The organism is Pseudomonas sp. N-1-13, assembly GCF_057787095.1.
Genome location: NZ_JBYNRI010000001.1, coordinates 317,251 through 342,124, shown reverse-complemented (window position 1 = coordinate 342,124; position 24,874 = coordinate 317,251). Strand labels below are relative to the sequence as shown.

The 24,874-nt window shown below is 61.8% G+C and carries 20 protein-coding genes; 9 read left to right on the top strand and 11 right to left on the bottom strand.

Annotation, left to right across the window (positions count from 1 at the left end; translation table 11 throughout):
- Positions 1–283 precede the first annotated feature (283 nt).
- From AC3I65_RS01595 to AC3I65_RS01560, 8 genes are all read right to left on the bottom strand, one after another.
- Positions 284–1,846 carry an AAA family ATPase gene (locus AC3I65_RS01595; protein ID WP_173407468.1) on the bottom strand — a complete coding sequence of 521 codons (1,563 nt, stop codon included), beginning with the start codon at positions 1,844–1,846 and terminating at the stop codon, positions 284–286.
- Positions 1,847–1,856: 10 nt separating this feature from the next.
- Positions 1,857–2,957: a 3-dehydroquinate synthase gene (gene aroB / locus AC3I65_RS01590; RefSeq protein ID WP_047225963.1), complete on the bottom strand. Its 1,101-nt coding sequence runs from the start codon at positions 2,955–2,957 to the stop codon at positions 1,857–1,859.
- Positions 2,958–3,104: 147 nt separating this feature from the next.
- Positions 3,105–3,623: a shikimate kinase AroK gene (gene aroK, locus AC3I65_RS01585; RefSeq protein WP_003196983.1), complete on the bottom strand. Its 519-nt coding sequence runs from the start codon at positions 3,621–3,623 to the stop codon at positions 3,105–3,107.
- A gap of 4 nt (positions 3,624–3,627) precedes the next feature.
- Positions 3,628–5,700, bottom strand: coding sequence for a type IV pilus secretin PilQ (locus AC3I65_RS01580; RefSeq protein ID WP_047225964.1), 2,073 nt, complete (start codon positions 5,698–5,700; stop codon positions 3,628–3,630).
- Positions 5,697–6,242, bottom strand: a complete 546-nt coding sequence (locus AC3I65_RS01575; RefSeq protein WP_488523417.1) for a pilus assembly protein PilP — start codon at positions 6,240–6,242, stop codon at positions 5,697–5,699. Before AC3I65_RS01575 ends, AC3I65_RS01580 begins: the two co-directional genes overlap by 4 nt.
- Positions 6,239–6,862 carry a type 4a pilus biogenesis protein PilO gene (pilO, locus tag AC3I65_RS01570; protein ID WP_047225966.1) on the bottom strand — a complete coding sequence of 208 codons (624 nt, stop codon included), beginning with the start codon at positions 6,860–6,862 and terminating at the stop codon, positions 6,239–6,241. Before pilO ends, AC3I65_RS01575 begins: the two co-directional genes overlap by 4 nt.
- Complete coding sequence (locus tag AC3I65_RS01565; RefSeq protein ID WP_047225967.1) at positions 6,859–7,425, bottom strand: PilN domain-containing protein; 567 nt, start codon at positions 7,423–7,425, stop codon at positions 6,859–6,861. Before AC3I65_RS01565 ends, pilO begins: the two co-directional genes overlap by 4 nt.
- A complete protein-coding gene (locus tag AC3I65_RS01560) occupies positions 7,425–8,489 on the bottom strand; it encodes a pilus assembly protein PilM (protein ID WP_488523416.1) in 1,065 nt (354 codons plus the stop codon). Before AC3I65_RS01560 ends, AC3I65_RS01565 begins: the two co-directional genes overlap by 1 nt.
- Positions 8,490–8,696: 207 nt before the next feature.
- Between AC3I65_RS01560 and AC3I65_RS01555 the strand changes: the two genes are divergently transcribed.
- Entirely contained in the window at positions 8,697–11,141 is a 2,445-nt protein-coding gene (locus AC3I65_RS01555) for a penicillin-binding protein 1A (protein WP_173407570.1), read from the top strand.
- A gap of 256 nt (positions 11,142–11,397) precedes the next feature.
- On the opposite strand, the gene AC3I65_RS01550 is transcribed toward AC3I65_RS01555, so the two are convergent.
- The 3 genes from AC3I65_RS01550 to rpmE all read right to left on the bottom strand — a co-directional run bounded on the left by AC3I65_RS01550 (position 11,398) and on the right by rpmE (position 13,896).
- Positions 11,398–12,666, bottom strand: coding sequence for a malic enzyme-like NAD(P)-binding protein (locus AC3I65_RS01550; RefSeq protein WP_047225970.1), 1,269 nt, complete (start codon positions 12,664–12,666; stop codon positions 11,398–11,400).
- A gap of 181 nt (positions 12,667–12,847) precedes the next feature.
- Positions 12,848–13,633, bottom strand: coding sequence for a thermonuclease family protein (locus AC3I65_RS01545; protein ID WP_322834304.1), 786 nt, complete (start codon positions 13,631–13,633; stop codon positions 12,848–12,850).
- Positions 13,634–13,674: 41 nt separating this feature from the next.
- Entirely contained in the window at positions 13,675–13,896 is a 222-nt protein-coding gene (rpmE, locus tag AC3I65_RS01540; protein ID WP_047225972.1) for a 50S ribosomal protein L31, read from the bottom strand.
- 292 nt (positions 13,897–14,188) lie between these two features.
- Here rpmE and AC3I65_RS01535 point away from each other — a divergent pair, with 292 nt between their 5' ends.
- From AC3I65_RS01535 to phaZ, 8 genes are all read left to right on the top strand, one after another.
- Positions 14,189–16,408 carry a primosomal protein N' gene (locus AC3I65_RS01535; protein ID WP_488523415.1) on the top strand — a complete coding sequence of 740 codons (2,220 nt, stop codon included), beginning with the start codon at positions 14,189–14,191 and terminating at the stop codon, positions 16,406–16,408.
- Between the two features lie 210 nt (positions 16,409–16,618).
- Entirely contained in the window at positions 16,619–18,355 is a 1,737-nt protein-coding gene (gene argS, locus AC3I65_RS01530; RefSeq protein WP_488523414.1) for an arginine--tRNA ligase, read from the top strand.
- A 1-nt stretch (position 18,356) separates the two neighbouring features.
- Positions 18,357–19,052 carry an SPOR domain-containing protein gene (locus AC3I65_RS01525; protein ID WP_047225975.1) on the top strand — a complete coding sequence of 232 codons (696 nt, stop codon included), beginning with the start codon at positions 18,357–18,359 and terminating at the stop codon, positions 19,050–19,052.
- Positions 19,053–19,333: 281 nt separating this feature from the next.
- Positions 19,334–19,864 (top strand): ATP-dependent protease subunit HslV, encoded by a 531-nt coding sequence (gene hslV, locus AC3I65_RS01520; protein WP_003186641.1) that lies wholly within the window; start codon positions 19,334–19,336, stop codon positions 19,862–19,864.
- Between the two features lie 49 nt (positions 19,865–19,913).
- Positions 19,914–21,251: an ATP-dependent protease ATPase subunit HslU gene (gene hslU / locus AC3I65_RS01515; protein ID WP_047225976.1), complete on the top strand. Its 1,338-nt coding sequence runs from the start codon at positions 19,914–19,916 to the stop codon at positions 21,249–21,251.
- A gap of 169 nt (positions 21,252–21,420) precedes the next feature.
- Positions 21,421–21,798, top strand: a complete 378-nt coding sequence (locus AC3I65_RS01510; protein WP_047225977.1) for a gamma-butyrobetaine hydroxylase family protein — start codon at positions 21,421–21,423, stop codon at positions 21,796–21,798.
- 275 nt (positions 21,799–22,073) lie between these two features.
- The gene (gene phaC / locus AC3I65_RS01505; protein WP_274090494.1) at positions 22,074–23,753 is read left to right on the top strand and encodes a class II poly(R)-hydroxyalkanoic acid synthase; all 1,680 of its coding nucleotides are present in this window, start codon (positions 22,074–22,076) and stop codon (positions 23,751–23,753) included.
- Positions 23,754–24,011: 258 nt separating this feature from the next.
- Positions 24,012–24,869, top strand: coding sequence for a poly(3-hydroxyalkanoate) depolymerase (gene phaZ, locus AC3I65_RS01500; protein ID WP_047225979.1), 858 nt, complete (start codon positions 24,012–24,014; stop codon positions 24,867–24,869).
- Positions 24,870–24,874 lie beyond the last annotated feature (5 nt).

The window sequence follows — 24,874 nt, the reverse complement described above, 5'->3', positions numbered from 1 at the left end:
CGCGCCGAACGTACGCCAGCTTTGCGGGGGCAAAAGGGAGGTCATTGTACACACCGACACAAGGGCTCACAAATTTGACGACGAAACGTCGCAAATCCATGTCGCATTTATGAAAGGTTTAAAGCTATACGCTGTGCTAGTCAAAACTTTTTTGGGTTCGACCGCTGCGACTCAAACGCTACTGTGACGCAGACACCACAAGGCGCGCGGCCTGAAAGGTCGCTCGCCCTTGCGGAAATTTTGAGGTGCCGGGAGAGGCGGCCTGGGTAAGGCCGCCGAATCTTCAGCGAGTTGCTGCCAGTTCCTGTTGGACGCTGGCGACAGTGCGAGGCCAAGGTTTACCAGCCTGAACCTTCGCTGGCAAGGCCTTGATGGCGGAAACGGCTGCATCACGGTTGGCGAAATTGCCGTAGGTGATGACATAAAGCGGTTTGCCGTTGAGCATTTTCTTGAAATAACGGTACTCGCCGCCCTGCTCCTTGACGAACTTTTGCGCAGACGCTTCGGAGCTGGTGCCGAGGATCTGTACCACGTAGCTGCCTGGAGCCTGACCGGCGTACCAGTTACCGCCAGCGGCCTGAGTGGCCGGCTTGGCGGCCGGGGCTGGAGCAGGTTTGGCGGTGGCCACCTGGGCGGGAGCCGGCGCAGGCTTGGCAGCCGGAGCGGGCGCCGGGGCTGGGGCTGGAGTTGGAGTTGGCGCCGGGCCAGCCGGCACACCCGCCGGTGGGGCGCTGGTGGTCACGGTTGGCGGCGTATCGCTGGTGTCATCGATCGGTGGTGGCGCGCCGTCATCACCCTCGGTGATACCGCCAGCGGCCTCAGCCAAGGGACTGCGCATGACCGGTTGCGACTGGCCGACCAGCGGCAGCGGCATCGGCTGGGTGTTACCCGCGAACTCCACCTCCGGGGCAGCGCCATTGGGCTGCGCGGCGTCCTGGCCCAGCGGCAGTTGTGCCTGCTCGTTGGCGGGTGCGCCGGTGGTCGGCGCCTTGCTGCGACCCGGCATCAGCCAGGCGGCGGCGATCGCGACCACGACGACGGCGGAAATCGCCAATACGTGTTTCTTCGGCATGTTGAACCCCATACTTGGACGCTTTACCGCTGAGCGGCTGGCAATCATGACTTCGATGAGAGCATCGCGGGCCACCTGGTTAATATTTCCAGGCCAGCCATCGGAGCTTTCGTGAATCTCAGAGATCTGATCCGCGGTGAAAAGTTCGATGCCCCGACCGGCGCCTTCAAGGCGTTGGGCCAGGTATTCACGGGTTTCTTCTTCGGTGTAGGGCGCCAGCTCAATGACGTGGAAGCGCTCTTGCTCAAGATTCAGCTGCTCCAGATCGGCGATCAGCGACGACTCACCAAACAGGAAGACGTGGGGACGGCCTTCCGGCGCACCGGCAGCCAGAGCCAGCAAGGCTTCCAGGGCCGACTCGTCGAGTTGCTCGGCGTCGTCCACCAGCAGATAGACTTCCTGCCCGGTCAGCGCCAGTTGCACGATCTGATCCAGAATCGCACCGACTTCAGCCTGGGCGACATTCAGCGCCTGGGCCACCTGACGCAACACACCGGCTGCATCACCGGCGCCGCGGGCCGACACCACCACGCTTTGCACCGACTGTTTGTTGGTGCTGGCCACCAGGGCCTGGCGCAGCAAGGTCTTGCCGCTGCCTTGAGGGCCGGTGACCACCAGCAACAGCTGGCTGTAACGCGCCAGGTGATGCAACTGGCCCAGAACCGGTTTGCGTTGGGCGGGGAAAAACTTGAAGCCTGGAACCCGTGGCGCGAAAGGGTCATGACTCAACTGGAAATGGCCGAGGAAAGCCTCGTCGGCATGCAAACTAGTCATCGGAATCTTATTAACCTTTAAGCTGAGCCAGGGCGCGATAATCCGCTCCCAGCGTGGCCTGTAGAACCTCTTTCGGATAATCGTCGGTCACCACAGCTTCGCCCATGTGGCGCAGCAGCACCAGACGCAGGCGACCGTCGATCACTTTTTTGTCGATTGCCATGTGTTCGAGAAAATCGGCTTCGGTCATTTCTTCGGGCGGGATCACCGGCAGCCCGGCGCGCTGGAACAGAGCAATACCGCGATCGCGCTCCTGCTCACTGATCCAACCCAAACGCGCGGACATCTCCAGGGCCATGACCGTACCGGCCGCAACCGCTTCGCCATGGAGCCAGACACCATAGCCCATGTGGGTTTCGATAGCGTGGCCAAAGGTATGCCCCAGGTTGAGCGTGGCGCGCACGCCCGACTCGCGCTCATCGGCACCGACCACCGCGGCCTTGGCCGCACAGGAACGTTCGATAGCGTAGGTCAGCGCAGCCTGATCCAGCGCACGCAGGCGGTCGACGTTTTCTTCCAGCCAGCCCAGGAACGGTTCGTCGCAGATCAGCCCGTACTTGATGACTTCAGCCAGCCCCGCAGACAGCTCGCGGGCGGGCAATGTATTGAGAGTCGCGGTGTCGATCAGCACCACGTTGGGCTGGTAGAAAGCACCCACCATGTTTTTGCCCAGCGGATGGTTGATCCCGGTCTTGCCGCCCACCGACGAGTCCACCTGGGACAACAGGGTCGTGGGGATCTGGATGAAATCAACACCGCGCTGATAGCAAGCGGCGGCGAAACCGGCCATGTCGCCGATCACGCCGCCGCCCAAGGCCACCACCGTGGTGCGGCGGTCATGCCGCGCGGTCAGCAGGCCATCGAAAATAAGCTGCAGGGTTTCCCAATTCTTGAAGGCTTCGCCGTCAGGCAGCACCACGGAAATGACCGAGAAAGCCGACAGGCTGCGGGTCAGACGCTCCAGATACAAAGGTGCGACGGTTTCGTTGGAGATAATCGCCACTTGCCGTCCAGCGATATGCGGCGCCAGCAAGTCGGGCCGGTCCAGCAAACCTTCGCCAATGTGAATCGGGTAGCTGCGCTCGCCCAGGTCGACCTTAAGTGTCTGCATGTGTCCCCACAGTGAAGATGGAATCAGGCGTCCTGCCTGCAATTAACGAAAGTCCACGGTGCCTGTTGTGATGTCAATCGATGGCCATCGGCCACGTCCCGGCGGGCCATGACGGGACGCCGAGGATAGCGCATTTCCCGCGACGCATTAACGGGGTGGCAGTTGCTGCAGGCGATCAAGAATGTCCAGCACCACCATCCGCGGCGGCCGCTCGTCGGTTTCCACCACCAGATCAGCAATCTCCCGGTACAGCGGATCACGCAGCTCCAGCAGGTCGCGCAAGGTCTTGGCCGGGTCGGCGGTGCGCAACAGCGGACGGTTACGATCCCGGGCGGTGCGACCCACCTGCTGCTCGACGGAGGCGTGCAGATAGACCACTCGTCCGCCGGCATGCAATGCCCGACGATTGGCCTCGCGCATCACCGCGCCGCCACCGGTGGCCAGTACCACACCGTCGAACGCGCACAGTTCGGCGATCATCGCCTGCTCACGGTCACGAAAGCCGGGCTCGCCTTCCTTATCGAAGATCCATGGGATATTGGCACCCGTGCGCAATTCAATTTCCTTGTCGGAATCTTTGAATGGCAGGCGCAGCTCTTTGGCCAGCAAACGGCCGATGGTGCTTTTTCCAGCGCCCATCGGCCCAACAAGAATCAAATTTCGCACAGAATCAACGACTCACAGCAATCGCCTGGTTATTCATGATACGCGGAGTGAGGAACACCAGCAGCTCGGATTTTTGCTCCGAAACCACATCACGCCGGAAAAGGCGGCCAAGATACGGCACATCGCCAAGAAATGGCACCTTATCTACGACCTTGCTCTGAGTATTTGAGAAAACCCCGCCAATCACAATGGTCTCGCCGTCATTGACCAGCACCTTGGCGTTGACTTCGTTTTTCTTGATTGGCGGCACATCATTCACCTTGTTCAGGTAATCCGGCTCATCCTTGGTGACCTTGACCTCCATGATGATGCGGTTGTCCGGGGTGATCTGCGGGGTCACCTCCAGGGACAGCGAGGCCTCCTTGAACGACACCGAGGTGGCACCACTGGAACTGGCTTCCTGATAGGGAATCTCCGTGCCCTTGAGGATTTTTGCCGTCTCTTTGTCGGACGTCACCACCTTGGGCTGAGAGACGATTTCCCCGTTGCCGGTTTTCTCCATGGCCGTCAATTCCAGGTCCAGCAGTACATTGTCGGTGATGAAGGCGATGCCGATGCCGGAGGTATTGCCCGACGCGCCCAGATCGACAAACGGCTGGTTGGTGCTGGTGCTGCCCGGCGTGCCGATGGTGGTGGAGTCGCCGGTGGTGACCCCTGAAGTGTTCCAGTTGCCTTTGTTCTGGATCGATCCACCCCAGCGCACGCCCAGGCTCTTGTCGTAGTCAACGTTGGCCTCGACAATCCGCGCCTCGATCATCACCTGGCGCACCGGGATATCCAGCTGCGCCACGATCCGGCGCAGTTCGTCGAGCCGGTCCTGGGTCTGGTAGGCAATGATGTTGTTGGTTCGCTCATCGACCGTGATCGTACCGCGCTCATCGGCCTTGGCTTCGGCGCTGGTCACCGACTGGAACAGCTTGGCGATGTCCGCAGCCTTCGCATAGTTGACCTGCAACAGCTCACGCCGTAGCGGCGCCAGGTCGGCAATCTGCTTCTGGGATTCGAGTTCCTGGCGCTCACGGGCCGCGATTTCGTCGGCGGGGGCGACCAGCAGCACATTGCCGACCTTGCGCTTGTCCAGCCCTTTGGTCTTGAGCACCAGGTCCAGCGCCTGGTCCCAAGGCACATTTTGCAGGCGCAGGGTAATGCCGCCCTGCACCGTGTCACTGGCCACCAGGTTGAGGTTGGTGAAATCGGCAATCAGTTGCAGGACCGAGCGCACCTCGATGTCCTGAAAGTTGAGGGACAGCTTTTCACCGCTGTAGGCCTCGCGACTGGCATCGCGTTTTTGCAGATCCTCGACTGTCATGGGTCGGACACTGACGGTCAGTTTGTTGTCCGTCTGGTAGGTGGAGTAATCGAAAGTACCGCTGGGTTCGATGCTGATGGTGGCCCGGTCGGCGCCGGCACTGGCATTGACGAACTGCACCGGGGTGGCGAAGTCCTTGACGTCCAGGCGCACGCGCAGCGGTTCGGGTAACCGGGTCTTGGCGAAGTTGAGGATGATCTTGCCTTCACGCTCCTGGATGTCCGGGGCGATCGAGGGGTCCGACAGATCGATCACCACGTTGCCTTCGCCCTGGGTGCCGCGCTGGAAATCTACCCCTCGGATCGCCTTGCCCACCGGCGCACTGGCTCTGGTGGGCACAGCGCTGGGAGCCGCCGGGCGTGGCGCCTGGGCAGTAGCGCTGGCAACTGCTCCCTTGCCGACCACCACGAGCAGGCTGTTGCCCTCCACCCGCGCGGTATAGGGCGCAAGCTGGGTAAGGCCAATGATCAGACGGGTACGATCAGCCGCCTCGACCACCGTGGCGCTTCGCGCATTGCCAGCACCAAGATCATGTCTCTTGTGGGCCAACTGGCTGGTCACCCCCGGCAGATCCAGAGCGATCCGGGCCGGCTGCTCGGTCGTGTAGCCCCGAGGCGCAGGGGGCGGCCCGTCGAAGGTGAGTTTCAACTCGATGCGGTCCCCCGGCAGCGCCGCGACATCCAGCGTTTTCAGATTGACCGCATGAACCATCGGCGACAACAGCGCTATCCATAGCGAAATACCGAGGGCTGAAAAAAACCTGTTCATTGTTCGAGTTCCACTATTGAGTGCTCTTTCAGAGGAATGGTCCGTGGCCGTTCCAGCCAGGCGCCCTCGCCATCAGGAACGATTTCGACCACCTCGACCTGGGTGGCGCTAATGCCGACGATCCGCCCGTCGTTGCGTCCCAGATAGTCACCGACCTTGAGCCGGTGCACCCCGCCCGCGCCGCGCAGGAGCGCGAAGGAGCCGCTGACGTTGGAAATCGTCCCGACCATTTCAAACTGCTCGATGTTGAAGCCTTCCAGGTATTGCTTGACCCGAGTCGGGTCGGGCCGGACGTTGCGTGCACCCTTCTGGCGACCGGCCTGATCCACCCTGACCTGCCGTGAAAACGGGCTGCGCAGGTCGGCGGCGCTGTAAGTGAAGGTTTCGTAAGGCCTGAACGTCGGCGTTGGCTCGATCTTGCCGGGCGGGCGCAGCCGCACTTCGTTCATGTAGGCGTCCAGGTCGCTGAAGCCGTTATCGTTGTTGCAGCCCGCCAGCACGACCAGCCCCGCCAGCAGGATAATGCGCCAAGCCGACTTCATGGCTGCACCTCCTGCTCGTTGTACCGGTAGGTCTTGGCCTGGATGCTCATGCGCAGTTTCGCTCCTGCGTCGGGCTCCATCGGGGCGATGTCGAAATCGTGCAGGGTGACGATCCGTGGCAGTCCGGCAACGCCGCTGACGAAGGTTGCCAGGTCATGATAGTCGCCGGTCACCGTAATCTGGATCGGCAGTTCGATGTAAAACGGCTGGGTGACCTCCGGTAACAGCTTGATCTCCTCGAACTCCAGACCACTGCCCAGACCGGTACGGGTGATGTCCTCCAGCAGGCCTGGCACTTCGGTGTCACTGGGCAATTGCCGCAACAGCACGCCGAAGGAGGCTTCCATCTGCTTCATCTGTTCGGTGTAGCGCTCCAGGTTCGCGGCCATGTGAGCTTTGCCCGCAAACTGTGCCTTGAGGGTGTTTTCTTCTCCGCGCACTTGCTGCAGTTGGTTCTCCAGGTCACTCAAGGCAAAGTTGTAGCCCAACCCCAGCACCAGGATGACCAACAGGATGCCGCTCAACCATTTGACCGGCATCGGCCAGGAGCCAATGTTGTTGGTATCCAGCTCACTGATGTCGATCTTGCGCAGCGCTTCGAACCACTCTCCCGGCTTCATTGGGCGTCCTCGACAATGGCCGGACGGGTCTGGCGAACCGTCAGCTGGAAGACGTTGGCCTGATCGAGCTGACCGGCCGTGGTGGCCTTGACTTCCGTCAGGCTGGGCGCATCGAACAGGTCCGATGAGTCCAGGTTACGCATCAGGTCCGAGACCCGGTTGTTCGATTCCGCCGCGCCCTTGATGGAGAGGGTCTTGTCTTCCATCTTCACTTCGGTGAAATACACCCCGTCAGGCAGGGTGCGCGCCAGTTGATCGAAGATGCGCCCGCTCACCGGCCGGTTACCCTGCAAGTCCTGGATGATGCGCATGCGCTCCAGCAGTTGCTGGCGGCGGGCCTTGAGTTCGCTGATCTGCTTGATGCGCTCGTCCAGCACGGCTATCTGCTCGCTGATATGACTGTTGCGAGCCATCTGGTGGTCAATGGCACTGTCCAGGTAGCGGACCGCAATCAGCGTCAGGCCCACCGCACCGACCAATGCGCCCACCAATGCCAGCAAAAAGCGTTTGCGACGCTCCTCACGCAGCTCCTCTCGCCAGGGAAGAAGGTTGATCCGCGCCATCAGTCGAAGCTCCTGAGGGCCAGCCCGCAGGCAATCATCAAGGCCGGTGCGTCACTGGCCAGGGCACCGGCGTTGACCTTGCTGCCCAGGGCCATGTTGGAAAACGGGTTGGCCACCTGGGTCGGCGTGCCCAGGCGCTGTTCGATCAGCCGGTCCAGGCCCGCGACCGAGGCGGTGCCTCCAGCCAAGAGGATGTGGTCCACCGCACTGTACTGGCCCGAGGCGAAGAAAAACTGCAAGGACCTCGATACCTGTTGCACCAGGGCCTCGCGAAAAGGTTGCAGGACCTCACCGAGGTAATCGTCCGGCAGGCCACCCTGCTTCTTTGCCTGCCCGGCCTGCTCGGGTGACAGGCCGTAGCGGCGCTGGATTTCTTCGGTGAGCTGGCGACCGCCGAACAATTGTTCGCGGGTATAGATGATGCGCCCGTTATGCAGCACGCTCAGGGTGGTCATGGTGGCGCCGATGTCGATCACCGCCACCGTCAGCCGCTCCTGGGACGCGGCCAGTTGCGTGGCAAGCAGCCCAAAGGCGCGCTCCAGCGCGTAGGCCTCCACATCGACCACCTTGGCCGTGAGCCCGGCGAGCGCCAGCGCAGCCTCGCGAACTTCGACGTTTTCCTTGCGACAGGCGGCCAACAGCACCTCGACCCGCTCGGCGCTGCGCGGTGAAACGCCCAGGACCTCAAAGTCGATGGCCACCTCGTCCAGCGGATAAGGAATGTATTGATCGGCTTCGATCTTGAGCTGGTTTTCCATGTCGTCGTCGGAAAGTCCGGCGTCCATCTCGATGGTCTTGGTGATCACCGCCGACCCCGCTACAGCCACCGCCACGTTACGCAAGGGTGTTCTGGCCTTGGCGAGCACCCGTGACAATGCCTGGCCCACGCCCTCGAGCTCGGCGATGTTCTTTTCGATCACGGCGTTGGCCGGCAACGGCTCGACCGCGTAAGACTCGACACGGTAGCGGTCACCCTGGCGGCTCAACTCGAGCAGCTTCACCGACGTGGAACTGATGTCTATCCCCAAAAGCGTATGGGCTTTTTTATTGAAGAGTCGTAGCACTACCAATTCCCTATGACTATCCGTGAGTTACGGACTCTCTAATATGCGTTGCGTTCAATCACTCCGGCCCGACGGACGTCCGGGTGGCGTTACCGACGAAAAAAAATGCTTATAATGCCCAGCGTTTTTTTTCGCTTTGTTGCAAGCACGGGTCCTTCCCTGCACCTGGCGCCTTTTCATTCTTTGCCTGGATATCCAAAAGCCTTGATTCGTCTGCTGAAATTTTTCGGATGGTCCATCCTCGCCGTTTTCTGCGGACTGCTCCTGGGTCTGAGCGGTGCGTTTCTTTACCTTAGTCCGGGATTGCCGTCCGTGGAGGCGCTGAGAAGTATTCAGTTGCAGATTCCATTGCGGGTGTACAGCAGCGACGACAAGTTGATCGCAGAGTTTGGCGAAATGCGCCGCACGCCGATCCGTTTCGCCGACATTCCCCCCAATTTCATCAATGCGTTACTAAGTGCTGAAGACGACAACTTCGCCAATCACTACGGCGTCGATCCGGGCAGCCTGATGCGGGCGGCCAGCCAGCTGATCAAAAGCGGCCATATCCAGTCCGGTGGCAGCACCATCACCATGCAGGTGGCGAAAAACTTCTTCCTGACCAGTGAGCGCAGCTTCTCGCGCAAGACCACCGAGATCCTCCTGGCCCTGCAAATCGAGCGACAGCTGACCAAGGACGAGATCCTGGAGCTGTACGTCAACAAGATCTACCTGGGCAACCGCGCCTACGGTATCGAGGCGGCGGCGCAGGTGTATTACGGCAAGTCGATTCGTGATGTGAGCCTGGCGCAAATGGCGATGATCGCCGGCCTGCCCAAGGCACCGTCGCGCTTCAATCCACTGGCCAACCCGGCGCGCAGCAAGGAACGTCGCGACTGGATCCTGGGGCGCATGTACAAGCTGGGCAAGATCAGCGAGGCCGAATACACCGCAGCGATCAATGAGCCTCTGAACGCCAGCTACCACGTGCCGACCCCCGAGGTGAACGCGCCGTACATCGCCGAAATGGCCCGTGCCGAGATGGTTGGGCGTTATGGCAGCGACGCCTACACCGAGGGTTTCCGCGTGGTCACCACGGTGCCGAGCAATCTGCAGGAGATGGCCAACACCGCGCTGCACGAGGGCCTGATCACCTACGATCAGCGCCACGGCTACCGCGGGCCTGAATCGCGCCTGCCAGGCAAGACCAAAGAAGCCTGGGCCGAGGAATTGACCAAGCAGCGCACCATCAGCAGCCTGGAACCGGCGATCGTCACCCAGGTGGACAAGGACGGCATCATGGTGCTGACCCGCAATGGCGAGCTGGAAGAGCACGTGAGCTGGGAGACCATGAAATGGGCCCGCCCATTCCTCAACACCAACAGCATGGGCGCCAACCCCCGCCAACCGTCGGACGTCGCCCAGGTCGGTGATCTGATCCGGGTACAGCGCCAGCCGGACAACACCCTCAAGTTCAGCCAGATCCCGGCCGCCCAAGGCGCCCTGGTGTCGCTTGACCCGCAGGACGGCGCCATCCGGTCGCTGGTCGGCGGCTTCGCCTTCGAGCAGAGCAATTACAATCGCGCGATGCAGGCCAAGCGCCAGCCGGGTTCAAGCTTCAAACCGTTCGTGTACAGCGCCGCCCTGGATAACGGCTACACCGCCGCCAGCCTGGTGAACGACGCACCGATCGTGTTTGTCGACGAATACCTGGACAAGGTCTGGCGCCCGAAGAACGACACCAATACCTTCCTGGGTCCGATCCGCATGCGCGAAGCGCTGTACAAGTCGCGTAACCTGGTATCGATCCGTTTGCTGCAGGCGCTGGGTGTGGACCGTACCATCGACTACATCAGCAAGTTCGGCTTCAACAAGCAGGACTTGCCGCGCAACCTGTCCCTGGCCCTGGGCACCGCAACCCTGACCCCGATGGAAATCGCCACGGGCTGGAGCACGTTCGCCAATGGCGGATACAAAGTCACCCCGTACCTCATCGACAAGATCGAAAGCCGCAACGGCGACACGTTGTTCCTCGCCAACCCACCACGGGTGCCTTCAGGCGAACAGGCCAGCGACGGCGTCGCCGCACCGGCCAGCGAGACGTTCACGGTAGAGGCAACACCAGGTGAAGCCACGACAGCGCCAGCCGTACCGCAAGCGCCGGTCATCGCCGAGCGCATCATCGATGGCCGCACCACCTACATTCTCAACAGCATGCTGCAGGACGTGATCAAGCTCGGCACCGGCCGCCGCGCCCTGGCCCTGGGCCGTACCGACCTGGCCGGCAAGACCGGCACCACGAACGAATCCAAGGACGCCTGGTTCTCGGGCTACAACGGCGATTACGTCACCACCGTCTGGACCGGGTTCGACCAGCCTGAAAGCCTCGGTCGGCGCGAATATGGCGGCACCGTCGCGCTGCCGATCTGGATGAGTTACATGGGCGCTGCCCTCAAGGACAAACCGCCACACACCCAACCGGAACCCGAAGGCATCCTCAGCCTGCGGGTTGACCCGGTCAGCGGCCGAGCAGCCACCCCAGGCACTCCGGGAGCGTACTTCGAGCTGTTCAAGAGCGAAGACACCCCACCGTCAGTCAACGAGCTGGGCAACGGCGTAGCGCCAGGCAGCCCGCTACCGGCGGATGAGGCGGCGCCGATCGATTTGTTCTGATCGGGCCTCTCGCAAAAAGCCCCGCCTTCGAAAGAAGCGCGGGGCTTTTTTCAGGCCCTCAAATTACACACTCCCCTGTAGGAGCCGAGCTTGCTCGCGATGGCGGCAGGTCAGCTTGCATCCATGTTGAATACCAGACTGCAATCGCGAGCAAGCTCGGCTCCCACAGGATTTGCGGTGGTCACACAAAATCGGCAGGTACAAAAAAGCCCCGACTCAAAGAGAGCCGGGGCTTTTTATTGAACGCTACAACGGCTTAACCGTTGAACACGTCATCCACGCTCTTGAGCGGGTAGTTCTTCGGATACGGCAGGGTAGCCACGCCGGTCTCGATCGCGGCCTTGGCCACGGCGTCGGAGATCAGGGTGATCAGGCGGGCATCCATTGGCTTGGGAATGATGTACTCACGACCAAATTCCAGCTTGATGCCGCCGTAGGCATCGCACACTTCCTGAGGCACTGGCAGCTTGGCCAGTTCGCGCAGGGCGTTGGCGGCCGCGACTTTCATTTCTTCGTTGATGCGCTTGGCGCGAACGTCCAGGGCACCACGGAAAATGAACGGGAAGCCCAGTACGTTGTTGACCTGGTTCGGGTAGTCCGAACGGCCGGTGGCCATGATCACGTCGCTGCGGGTAGCGTGAGCCAGTTCCGGGGAGATTTCCGGATCCGGGTTCGAGCAGGCGAACACGATCGGGTTCGGCGCCATGCGCAGCAGGTTTTCCGGGCTCAGCAGGTTCGGACCCGACAGGCCAACGAATACGTCGGCACCGTCCAGCGCGTCGGCCAGGGAGCGCTTGTCAGTGGCGTGGGCAAACACGGCCTTGTACTGGTTCAGGTCGTCACGGCCGGAATGGATCACGCCGGTACGGTCAACCATGAAGATGTTTTCGATCTTGGCGCCCATGCTCACCAGCAACTTCATGCAGGAGATGGCCGCAGCGCCGGCACCCAGGCAGACGATCTTGGCTTGTGGCAGGGTTTTGCCAGCGATTTCCAGGGCATTGATCATACCGGCCGCGGTCACGATCGCGGTGCCGTGCTGGTCATCGTGGAACACTGGAATGTCGCACTGCTCGATCAGGGCACGTTCGATCTCAAAGCACTCAGGCGCCTTGATGTCTTCCAGGTTGATGCCACCGAAGGTAATGGAGATACGCTTGACGGTGTCGATGAAGGCTTGCGGGCTTTCGGAGTCGACTTCGATGTCGAACACGTCAATACCGGCGAAACGCTTGAACAAAACGCCCTTGCCTTCCATGACCGGCTTGGAGGCCAATGGGCCGAGGTTACCCAGGCCGAGAATCGCGGTGCCGTCGGAAATGACTGCCACCAGGTTGCCCTTGCCGGTGTATTTGTAGGCCAGCTCAGGGTCGCGAGCGATTTCGCGTACTGGTTCGGCTACGCCGGGGCTGTAGGCCAGCGACAGATCGCGGGCAGTAGCGGTGGCCTTGGTGAGCTCGACACTCAGCTTCCCTGGACGAGGATTAGCGTGATATTCGAGAGCGGCAGTTTTCAGATCAGACATGTGGGCATTCCGCTTTTTACTGTGTTGGACAGACGGACCGCCGAGGATACGCGCCTCGCAAAGTCCCTACAAGACTGACCAGTCACCCCTGTCAAGCGCGCCCCCCTACGACTTTGGGCCAAGAGCCGCAGAACACAAGGCCTACATGCATACAATCCGAAGCATAAATGTCTACAATTTTTTATCGAGACGCGCGACTCAACATCCCTGAATCGGTCAACGGCAGTAACCAGCGCGCCTGCCCCGGCTCAAGCCCGCCGCGACGCGAACGGTCGACCACCCAGCCACGCGCTTCGATCCGCTTGCCTTTGAGTCGCTCGAGCGACGCCATATCGAAGTGACTCACCAGATTGGGGGCAACGCGCAATACAACCGGCCCCTCCAACTGGAGCCAAATACCGCCGCGATTGCGCGAGACGTCGATCACGCGGCCAGTGAGCACGGCAAAGCCTGGTGCCTTGATATTGTGCGCCTCAAGCACAGGCGAACGCTTCCACACCCCGACGCCCGCTTCCCGCGCCTGGCGTTCGGCAGCGCGCTGACAATGCGCCAGATCGACATTCGGCGCGACCACCACGTGAAATCCCAAGCCCTCGGCGAGCAACTGCGCTTCCAGATTCTGACCGTCGGCGCTGTAGACATGGGCCAGCGTGCGACCGTAGCGATCCTTGTCTTCCTTGCCGGGCAGCAACCCCACGCGCCCCGCACTGGCGCCCACCAATGACTCAAGGCGCCGGCGTGCAGCGACGGCGAACGGCTCATCGGAACGCCCTCGACGCCCCAGTTCAGGACTGTTGAGACCGATCATGCGCACGCTGCGGCCATCAGCCAGGCGCAGGGTATCGCCGTCCACCACCTTCTGGACCGTCACATGGGCCAGGCCAGGTGGCGCCGGGCAGAAGGCCTGCGCGCTGCTCAGCCAAATCGCGGACACAAAAAAGGCGCCCGCAAGGGACGCCTTCTTCATCAGTCTGGAGCAGCCGAAACGACCATCCAAAATGATTAGCCTCAGGCTTTTTTGGTAGCGCCAAAAGCACCGAAACGATCGGCGAACTTCTGAACGCGGCCGCCGGTATCCAGAGTCTTTTGCTTACCGGTGTAGAACGGGTGGCATTCGTTGCAAACGTCGATCGACAGGGCTTTGCCGTAGGTCGAACGAGTTTCGAACTTATTGCCGCAGCTGCAGGTCACGGCAATTTCTGGGTATTCCGGATGGATATCGGTTTTCATGGGGTTTTCCTCAGGCTAGCGTGCCGCCACCCAACACTATTGTTGAATACCGCACGTAATTAGGCCGCGGATTCTACCAGACAACATCAATCACGCAAGCTATGACTTGTACCAACCGTCTGCTAGGCTCCCCGCCTCATGCGCAAGCTCTTCTGTGGGAGCGAGCCTGCTCGCGATGGCGGTGGATCAGCCGCATGGGTATTGGTTGACACTCCGCCATCGCGAGCAGGCTCGCTCCCACAAGGGTTGTGCCAAGCCTTCTGAATTTGTCTGTATATCGAGACCCTCCCGCGTGCCCGACGCCATCCTGCGCCTCGCCCTGCCTTCGCCTCTGCGCCGCCTGTTCGACTACCGGGCCCCGGCCGGAGTCCTGCGTGAGCAGTTGCATCCGGGCATGCGCCTGCGGGTGCCGTTCGGCCGACGGGAGATGATCGGGATTCTGGTCGAGGTCGCCGACCACAGCGAAGTCCCGGCCGACAAACTGAAGCCGGCCCTGGCCTTGCTCGATGCGACGCCGCCGCTGCCCGCCTCGCTGTTCAAGCTGTGCCTGTGGACCTCCCAGTACTATCAACACAGCCTCGGCGACACCCTGAGCTGGGCGCTGCCGGTATTGTTGCGCCAGGGCGAACCGGCCGAGGCACGCCAGGAGCGGTTCTGGTCGGTAACACCGGGCGCCTCGCTGGACGACCCGCGCATCGCCCGCGCCCCGCGTCAGCGTGAGGCCCTGGCGACCCTGGCCCAGCATCCCCACGGCGTGGCCCATCAGCTATTGAGCAAACTGATACTCAGCAAGGACAGCCTCGACCTGCTGCTGGCCAAAGACCTGGTCCAGGTAGACATCCGCCGGCACGCTCCGGGTGTTCGCCATGAGCATTGGCTGGCCCAGCCGGAACTGCCGCTCAATGCCGAACAGCGGGCCGCCTGCGAGGCGATTCGCGCCGGTTTCGACAGCTATCACGCCTTCTTGCTGGCCGGCGTCACCGGCAGCGGCAAGACCGAGGTCTATCTGCAACTGATCCGCCAGACCCTGGAAGCCGGCAAGCAGGCCCTGGTGCTGATTCCGGAAATCAACCTTGGGCCACAGACCCTGGCGCGCTTCGAACAACGGTTCAACGCGCGGATCGCCCTGGTGCATTCGGCGGTCAACGACCGAGAACGCCTGGAAGCCTGGCTCGCCGCCCGGGACGGTGAGGCCGACATCATCATCGGCACCCGCTCGGCCCTGTTCACACCGATGAAAAACCCCGGCCTGATCATCATCGACGAAGAACATGACGGCTCTTATAAGCAGCAGGAAGGCCTGCGCTACCACGCCCGCGATCTGGCACTGGTGCGGGCGCGCCAGGAAAACATTCCCATTGTTCTCGGTTCAGCCACGCCGTCCCTGGAAAGCCTGCACAACGCCTACACCGGACGTTACGGGCTCCTGCGCCTGAACGAACGGGCCGGCGGCGCCAAGCAGCCACGGTTTCTGCGCCTGGATGTAAAAAGTCGTCCGCTGGACAGCGGCATTTCCGGGCCGATGCAACAAGCCATCGGCCAGACCCTGGCCGCCGGGCAACAGGTCTTGGTGTTCCTCAACCGCCGGGGTTTCGCCCCGACCCTGCTGTGCCATGACTGCGGCTGGATGTCGGGCTGCGAACGCTGCGACGCACGCATGACCGTGCACCAACGCCACGGCGAGCTGCGCTGCCATCATTGCGGCCACGCCGAACGAGTGCCGAGGCACTGCCCGCAGTGCGGCAAAGTGGACCTGCGCCCGGTGGGGGCCGGCACCGAACGCGCCGAAGAACGGCTGGGCATCCTGTTTCCCGATTACCCGGTACTGCGGGTCGATCGCGACAGCACTTCGCGCAAGGACGCCATGAATCAGTTGTTCGCTACCATTCAGAAAGGCCAGCCGTGCATCCTGGTGGGCACGCAGATGCTCGCCAAGGGGCATCACTTTCCTCGGGTCACGCTGGTGTCGATCCTTGATGCCGACGGCGGACTGTTCTCCGGCGACTTCCGTGCCAGCGAGCGCATGGCGCAGTTGATCGTTCAGGTCGCAGGCCGGGCCGGACGGGCCGAGGAGCCGGGCAAGGTAATTATCCAGACCCACCTGGCCGACCATCCGCTGCTGATACAACTGACCGAACAAGGCTACTTCGCCTTCGCCGAGCAGGCCTTGAGCGAGCGTCGCGGCGCCGGCCTGCCGCCGTTTGCTCACCTGGCATTGTTGCGGGCCGAAGCCCATAAGCCCGGGCAGGCCGAAGCGTTCCTTGACGAAGCCTGCAGCGAGGCCGAACGCTTGCTGGGGCAACAGAACCTCACCGGCATCGAACTATTGGGCCCGGTACCGGCTCCGATGGAACGACGGGCCGGGCGTTACAGGGCTCAACTTCTACTACAGGCCAATGCCCGGGCCCCTTTGCATCGGCTATTAAGTACCTGGCTGCTGGCGCTGGAGCAGATGCCCAGCGGGCGGGCGGTGCGCTGGTCGCTGGATGTGGATCCGGTGGATTTGTATTGATCCAGACATCCTCATCGCGAGCAGGCTCGCTCCCACATTGGAATGCAATTTCCTGTGGGAGCGAGCCTGCTCGCGATGAGGCCCGAATAGCCACCACACATCCCCACCCGACCCGCTACAGTTGGCAAGCTTGCCTTCGCCACGGATAATGCCCAGTTTTTCCACCAGCGCATCGAAGCGCCGCCGCGCCTGCGGTTGAAAGAGAAGACCATGAAAGACACCATTCGCCAGCTCATCCAGCAAGCCATCGCCCAACTCGTCGCTGAAGGTGTGCTGCCAGAAGGCCTGTCGCCGGCGATTCAGGTCGAAAACACCCGTGACAAGACCCACGGCGATTTCGCCAGCAACATCGCGATGATGCTCGCCAAACCGGCCGGCATGAAACCGCGGGACCTGGCCGAAAAGATCATCGCCGCGCTGCCGGCTGACGAAAACGTCAGCAAGGCTGACATTGCCGGCCCAGGCTTCATCAATTTCTTCCAGAACACCCAGGCCCTGGCCTCACGCCTGGACGCGGCCCTGGCCGACGAACGCATCGGCGTGCGCAAGGCCGGTCCGCTGCAACGCACCGTGGTCGACCTTTCGGCCCCCAACCTCGCCAAGGAAATGCATGTCGGCCATCTGCGCTCGACCATCATTGGTGACGGCGTGGCCCGGGTACTGGAGTTTCTCGGCGACACGGTGATCCGCCAGAACCACGTCGGCGACTGGGGCACCCAGTTCGGCATGCTGATGGCCTACCTGCAGGAAAACCCGATCACCAGCGATGAGCTGTCGGACCTGGAGAACTTCTACCGCGCCGCCAAGCAACGCTTCGACGAGTCGCCCGAATTTGCTGACCGCGCCCGTGGCCTGGTGGTCAAGCTGCAGGCCGGCGATGCCGAGTGCCTGGCGCTGTGGAGCAAGTTCAAGGACATCTCCCTGTCCCACTGCCAGAAAATCTACGAGCTGCTGAACGTCAAATTGACCATGGCCGACGTGATGGGCGAAAGCGCCTACAACGATGACCTGATCAACGTGGTCAACGACCTCAAGGCCAAGGGCATGCTGGTGGAAAGCAACGGCGCCCAGTGCGTATTCCTCGAGCAGTTCAAGACCGCTGACGGTGAGCCGCTGCCGGTGATAATCGTCAAGGCTGACGGCGGCTACCTCTACGCCACCACCGACCTGGCGGCCGTGCGCTACCGCAACAACGTGCTCAAGGCCGATCGAGTGCTGTATTTCGTCGACCAGCGCCAGGCCCTGCACTTCCAGCAAGTGTTCGAAGTCGCACGCCAGGCCGGTTTCGTGACCCGTCCGATGGAGATGGAACACATGGGCTTCGGCACCATGAACGGCGCCGACGGCCGTCCGTTCAAGACCCGCGACGGCGGCACGGTGAAACTGATCGACCTGCTGACCGAAGCCCAGGATCGCGCCTACACCCTGGTCAAGGGCAAGAACCCGGACCTGGCCGAGGACGAACTGCGCAAGATCGCCAAGGTGGTGGGCATCGACGCGGTGAAATACGCCGACCTGTCCAAGCACCGCACCAGCGACTACAGCTTCAACTTCGACCTGATGCTCAACTTCGAAGGCAACACCGCGCCCTACCTGCTGTACGCCTACACCCGTGTGGCCGGGGTGTTCCGCAAGCTCGGCAAGGGCTTCAATGAAGTGGACGGGCAGATCGTGCTTGAAGCCGCTCAAGAACAGGAGCTGGCGGCGAAACTGGCGCAGTTCGGCGAAGTGCTGAACAACGTCGCAGACAAAGGCACCCCACACACCCTGTGCGCGTACCTGTACGATGTGGCCGGTCTGTTCTCCAGCTTCTACGAGAACTGCCCGATCCTCAACGCCGAAACGCCAGAGCAAATGCAGAGTCGCCTGCGCCTCGCCGCACTGACCGGGCGCACCCTCAAGCAAGGTCTGGAACTGCTGGGCCTGGAAACGCTGGAGCGCATGTAAGTTGGCCGCCAAGAAAAAACCTGCACCCAAACGCGGCGCCAGTCGTTACCAGCCCCCAGCCAAACAGCCGATTCCCGGCTGGTTGTGGATGGCTATCGGCCTGACCGTCGGCGCTTTCATTGTGTTTCTGATGAAGCTGGAGCCGGGCCAGGGCGATGACGTCAAGCGCGTGCGCCAAGAGCAACAGAAAGCCACGCGCATCGCCGAGGCCAACAAGACCCCGCCGAGCCCGACGCAACCGGTCAAGCCCAAGTACGACTTCTACACCCTGCTGCCGGAATCGGAAGTCATCGTGCCGCCCGATGCCGTGCCGGAGAAAACCCTGCCGACGCCACAGGTGCCCACCACGCCGGTAACTCCGGCCGAAGCGGCGAAGATCGACACCGCTCGCGCTCAGGCAGCCCTGGCCGGCATCACGCCGCCGCCGGCTCCGCCCGTGCAGAAAGCCGCTCCGGTGACGAAGTTCTTCCTGCAGGCCGGCTCGTTCCGCAAGGAAGCCGACGCCGACAAGGTACGCGCGCAGATCATTCTGCTGGGCCAGTCCGTGGCGGTGGAGTCCGGCACGGTGAAGGAAGAAACCTGGTATCGGGTGCTGGTCGGTCCGTTCAGCAACCGCGAAGAACTGACAAAAGCCCAAAAACAATTGGCCGGCAGCGGTTTCAGCAACCTGTTGTTACAACAGCGCCAGAGCCGCTGAAGCAGGTGAACGCAGCCCTGTGGCGAGGGGATTTATCCCCGCTGGGCTGCGCAGCAGCCCCTAAAGGCTTGATGCGATAGACCTGCCATACCGCGTCGCAGATCTTAGGGGCGCTGCGCGCCCCAGCGGGGATAAATCCCCTCGCCACAGGGGCCGTGATCAGCCCTCAAAGCAAAACAAGCCACTCGTCCCCTCTCCCACTCCACAGTTGAAAAAACCCACGCCACCCCCATATGAGTTCCATCCGGGCATTTTCGCCCCGCTGCGTGGAGACTCTTCCCTTGACCACCATCGTTTCAGTCCGCCGTCATGGCAAAGTCGTCATGGGCGGCGACGGCCAGGTTTCACTAGGCAACACCGTGATGAAAGGCAATGCGAAGAAAGTCCGCCGCCTGTACCACGGCCAGGTCATCGCCGGCTTCGCCGGGGCCACCGCCGATGCTTTCACCCTGTTTGAGCGTTTCGAAGGCCAGCTTGAGAAACATCAGGGCCATCTGGTGCGTGCCGCCGTGGAACTGGCCAAGGAATGGCGTACCGACCGCTCCCTGAGCCGCCTCGAAGCCATGCTCGCGGTCGCCAACAAGGACGCCTCGCTGATCATTACCGGTAACGGTGACGTCGTTGAACCCGAGGATGGCCTGATCGCCATGGGTTCCGGCGGCGCCTACGCCCAGGCCGCAGCCAGCGCCCTGTTGAAAAAGACCGATCTGTCGGCCCGCGAAATCGTCGAGACTGCCTTGGGCATCGCCGGCGACATCTGCGTCTTCACCAACCACACCCAGACCATTGAGGAGCAGGATCTCGCGGAATAAGCCTGGCCCTGTGCCACGGCTCATTCCTGCTTGAGGACCGCCAAATACTATGTCCATGACTCCCCGCGAAATCGTCCACGAACTCAACCGCCACATCATCGGCCAGGACGATGCCAAGCGCGCCGTCGCCATCGCCTTGCGTAACCGCTGGCGTCGGATGCAGCTGCCTGAAGAGCTGCGCGTCGAAGTGACCCCCAAGAACATCCTGATGATCGGCCCGACCGGTGTCGGTAAAACCGAAATCGCCCGTCGCCTGGCCAAACTGGCCAACGCGCCGTTCATCAAGGTCGAAGCCACCAAGTTCACCGAAGTCGGTTATGTCGGTCGCGACGTCGAATCGATCATCCGCGACCTGGCCGATGCCGCCATCAAGTTGCTGCGCGAACAGGAAATCACCAAGGTTCGTCACCGTGCCGAAGATGCTGCCGAAGAGCGCATCCTCGACGCGCTGCTGCCGCCAGCGCGCATGGGCTTCAACGCCGAATCCGCTGCGACCCAGGATTCCAACACTCGCCAGCTGTTCCGCAAGCGCCTGCGCGAAGGCCAGCTCGACGACAAGGAAATCGAGATCGAAGTGGCCGAAATGGCCGGCGTCGACATCTCCGCGCCGCCCGGCATGGAGGAAATGACCAATCAATTGCAAAGCCTGTTCGCCAACATGGGCAAGGGCAAGCGCAAGAACCGCAAGCTCAAGGTCAAGGAAGCGCTGAAACTGGTTCGCGATGAAGAAGCCAGTCGCCTGGTCAACGAAGAAGAGTTGAAGGCCAAGGCCCTGGAGGCCGTCGAGCAGCACGGCATTGTGTTCATCGACGAAATCGACAAGGTCGCCAAGCGCGGCAATGTCGGCGGCGCCGACGTGTCCCGCGAAGGCGTGCAACGCGACCTGCTGCCACTGATCGAAGGCTGCACGGTCAACACCAAGCTGGGCATGGTCAAGACCGACCACATCCTGTTCATCGCCTCCGGTGCGTTCCACCTGAGCAAGCCCAGCGACCTGGTGCCCGAGCTGCAAGGTCGCCTGCCGATCCGCGTCGAGCTCAAGGCCCTGACGCCGGAAGACTTCGAACGCATCCTGAGCGAACCCCACGCGTCCCTGACCGAACAGTATTGCGCCCTGCTCAAGACCGAAGGCCTGAACATCGAGTTCGCGCCGGAAGGCATCAAGCGCCTGGCGCAGATCGCCTGGCAGGTCAACGAGAAGACCGAGAACATCGGTGCCCGGCGCCTGCACACCCTGCTCGAACGCCTGCTCGAGGAAGTCTCGTTCAGTGCCGGCGACCTGGCCAGCGCCCATAACGAAGCGCCGATCCTCATCGATGCCGAGTACGTCAACAGCCACCTGGGTGAATTGGCAGAGAACGAAGACCTGTCGCGGTATATCCTGTAAGTCACCGACAGGTTTCCTCGGACCTGTGGGAGCGAGCTTGCTCGCGATGGCGGCGTATCATTCAACCAATGCGTTGACTGTCAAACCGCTATCGCGAGCAAGCTCGCTCCCACATGGACCTTTGTCGTTTTTGCAGATCAAGGCTCCCTTCAGAAACGGATCAGAGGCCATGACCAAACTCCCCAGCGCCATCAACCTGCACAAAGCCTCCAAGACCCTGACGCTCAAATACGCGCCGGACGAGGAGTATCACCTGCCCGCCGAATTCCTGCGGGTGCACTCGCCTTCCGCCGAGGTCCAGGGCCACGGCAAACCGATCCTGCAATACGGAAAAATCGGCGTCGGCCTGACCAAGGTCGAACCGGCCGGCCAGTACGCACTGAAATTGACCTTCGACGACGGTCACGACAGCGGACTGTTCACCTGGGACTACCTGTACCAGTTGGCGGTACGCCAGGAGGACCTGTGGAACGATTATCTTGCCGAACTCAAGGCGGCCGGAAAAACCCGCGACCCGAACGAGTCGGTCGTCAAGCTGATGCTCTAACTCAAGGGCTGGCGCTTTAGGGCGAATTTTCTAGACTCATCTGCTTGAATGCCCCCGCGGCAACGTCAATGACTGGCCTGCTTGCGAAAAAAATTAAACTCGGGTAACCAATGGAGCTGGCAAGTTCCCTGCAAAGGAATCGGCGAATTCCTTGCACACGTTTCCTCATTGCCTCGATGCGGAATTAACGGTCACCCGAGCAGCGTACCTGGCATTGGCTGTGGGCTTTCTGGCATGGCCCAGGTACTCGTCTGAAGGACAATGGAGCGTCGTAGATGAGCAACAAGAACAACGATGACCTGAAGTACCAAGCCTCGGAAAATACCCTGGGGTTGAATCCTGTCGTCGGCTTGCGCAGAAAAGATCTGCTGGCCTCTGCCCGAATGGTGCTGACCCAGGCCATCAAACAACCGCTGCACAGCGTCAAGCACGTCGCCCATTTCGGCGTCGAACTCAAGAACGTCCTGTTCGGCAGATCCGAGCTGCAACCTGCGGGCGATGACCGTCGCTTCAACGACCCGGCCTGGAGCCAGAACCCGCTCTACAAACGCTATCTGCAAACCTACCTGGCGTGGCGCAAGGAGCTGCACGCCTGGATCGACGAGAGCAGCCTTTCGCCCCAGGACATCAGCCGCGGGCACTTCGTGATCAACCTGATGACCGAGGCCATGGCCCCGACCAATTCGGCAGCCAACCCGGCGGCGGTCAAACGCTTTTTCGAAACCGGCGGCAAGAGCCTGCTGGACGGCCTTTCGCACCTGGCCAAGGACCTGGTGCACAACGGCGGGATGCCGAGCCAGGTCGACATGGGCGCATTCGAAGTCGGCAAGAGCCTGGGCGTGACGGAAGGCGCCGTGGTGTTTCGCAACGACGTGCTGGAGTTGATCCAGTACCGCCCCATCACCGAACAGGTCCACGAGCGCCCACTGCTGGTGGTGCCGCCGCAGATCAACAAGTTCTACGTCTTCGACCTGAGCCCGGACAAGAGCCTGGCGCGCTTCTGCCTGCGCAGCAATGTGCAGACGTTCATTGTCAGCTGGCGCAACCCCACCAAGGAGCAGCGCGAGTGGGGCCTGTCGACCTACATCGAGGCACTCAAGGAAGCGGTGGACGTGGTCACGGCCATCACCGGCAGCAAGGATGTGAACATGCTCGGAGCCTGCTCGGGCGGCATCACTTGCACCGCGCTGCTGGGGCATTACGCCGCTCTGGGCGAGAAGAAGGTCAACGCCCTGACCCTGCTGGTGAGCGTGCTCGACACCACCCTGGACACCGACGTGGCGCTGTTCGTCGACGAGCAGACCCTGGAGGCGGCCAAGCGTCACTCCTATCAAGCCGGCGTGCTTGAAGGTCGCGACATGGCCAAGGTCTTCGCCTGGATGCGTCCCAACGATCTGATCTGGAACTACTGGGTCAACAACTATCTGCTGGGCAACGAGCCGCCGGTGTTCGACATTCTGTTCTGGAACAACGACACCACCCGGCTGCCGGCGGCATTCCATGGCGACCTCATCGAGATGTTCAAGAACAACCCGCTGATCCGGCCCAATGCACTGGAAGTGTGCGGCACACCGATCGACCTCAAGCAGGTCACCGCCGACATCTTCTCCCTGGCCGGCACCAACGACCACATCACCCCTTGGAAGTCCTGCTACAAATCCGCACAGCTATTTGGCGGCAAGGTGGAATTCGTGCTGTCGAGCAGCGGTCACATCCAAAGCATCCTCAACCCACCAGGTAACCCCAAGTCGCGCTACATGACCAGCGAGGACATGCCGGCCAAGGCCGAGGACTGGCAGGAGAACTCCACCAAGCACACCGATTCCTGGTGGCTGCATTGGCAGGCGTGGCAGGCAGAACGCTCGGGCAAACTGAAAAAGGCACCCACGGTGCTGGGCAACAAGACTTATCCGGCGGGAGAAGCGGCGCCGGGCACGTATGTGCATGAGCGGTAACTGGTGCAACTCGTCTGTTGCAGCCGTGAGGTTACTCACGAAAGCATGTCAACAGCCGACATTAATGCAAGGCCCACGCCGCTGGTGAACGCAAACTTGCGTTAACAGCAGATCCAATGTGGGAGCGAGCCCGCTCGCGATAGCGGTGCGTCAGGCAACAGTGATGTTGAATGCAACGGCCTTATCGCGAGCAGGCTCGCTCCCACAGGGATCGGGGGAAAAATGAAAGACAGCGACCCAACCCACAGGGCTTGAAGCATGCCGCAACCGTACATCTTCCGTACCGTCGATCTGGATGGCCAGACCTTGCGCACCGCGGTACGCCCCGGCAAGCCTCATTTGACGCCCCTGCTGATTTTCAACGGCATCGGCGCCAACCTTGAGCTGGTGTTCCCGTTCATCCAGGCCCTGGACCCGGACCTGGAAGTCATCGCCTTTGACGTTCCCGGCGTCGGCGGCTCGTCGACGCCCAGCCGGCCGTATCGCTTTCCCGGCCTGGCAAAACTCACCGCGCGGATGCTCGATTACCTCGATTACGGACAGGTCAACGTGATCGGCGTGTCCTGGGGCGGCGCCCTGGCCCAGCAATTTGCCCATGACTACCCTGAGCGCTGCAAAAAGCTGGTGCTGGCGGCCACCGCCGCTGGCGCAGTGATGGTGCCGGGCAAACCGAAAGTGCTGTGGATGATGGCCAGCCCCCGGCGCTACGTGCAACCGTCCCACGTTATGCGTATCGCCCCACTGATCTACGGCGGCTCGTTCCGCCGCGACCCCAGCCTGGCGGCCAGTCATGCGGCCAAGGTGCGTTCGGCCGGCAAGCTGGGTTATTACTGGCAACTGTTCGCCGGCCTGGGCTGGACCAGCATCCACTGGCTGCACAAGATCCACCAGCCGACCCTGGTGCTGGCCGGCGACGACGACCCACTGATCCCGTTGATCAACATGCGCATGCTGGCCTGGCGCATCCCCAACGCCCAGCTGCACATCATCGACGACGGCCATCTGTTCCTGATTACCCGGGCCGAGGCTGTGGCGCCGATCATCATGAAGTTTCTGGAGGAAGAACGTCAGCGCGCGGTCATGCACCCGCATCCCGCGCCGCTGGGTGGCGGCTGACACCG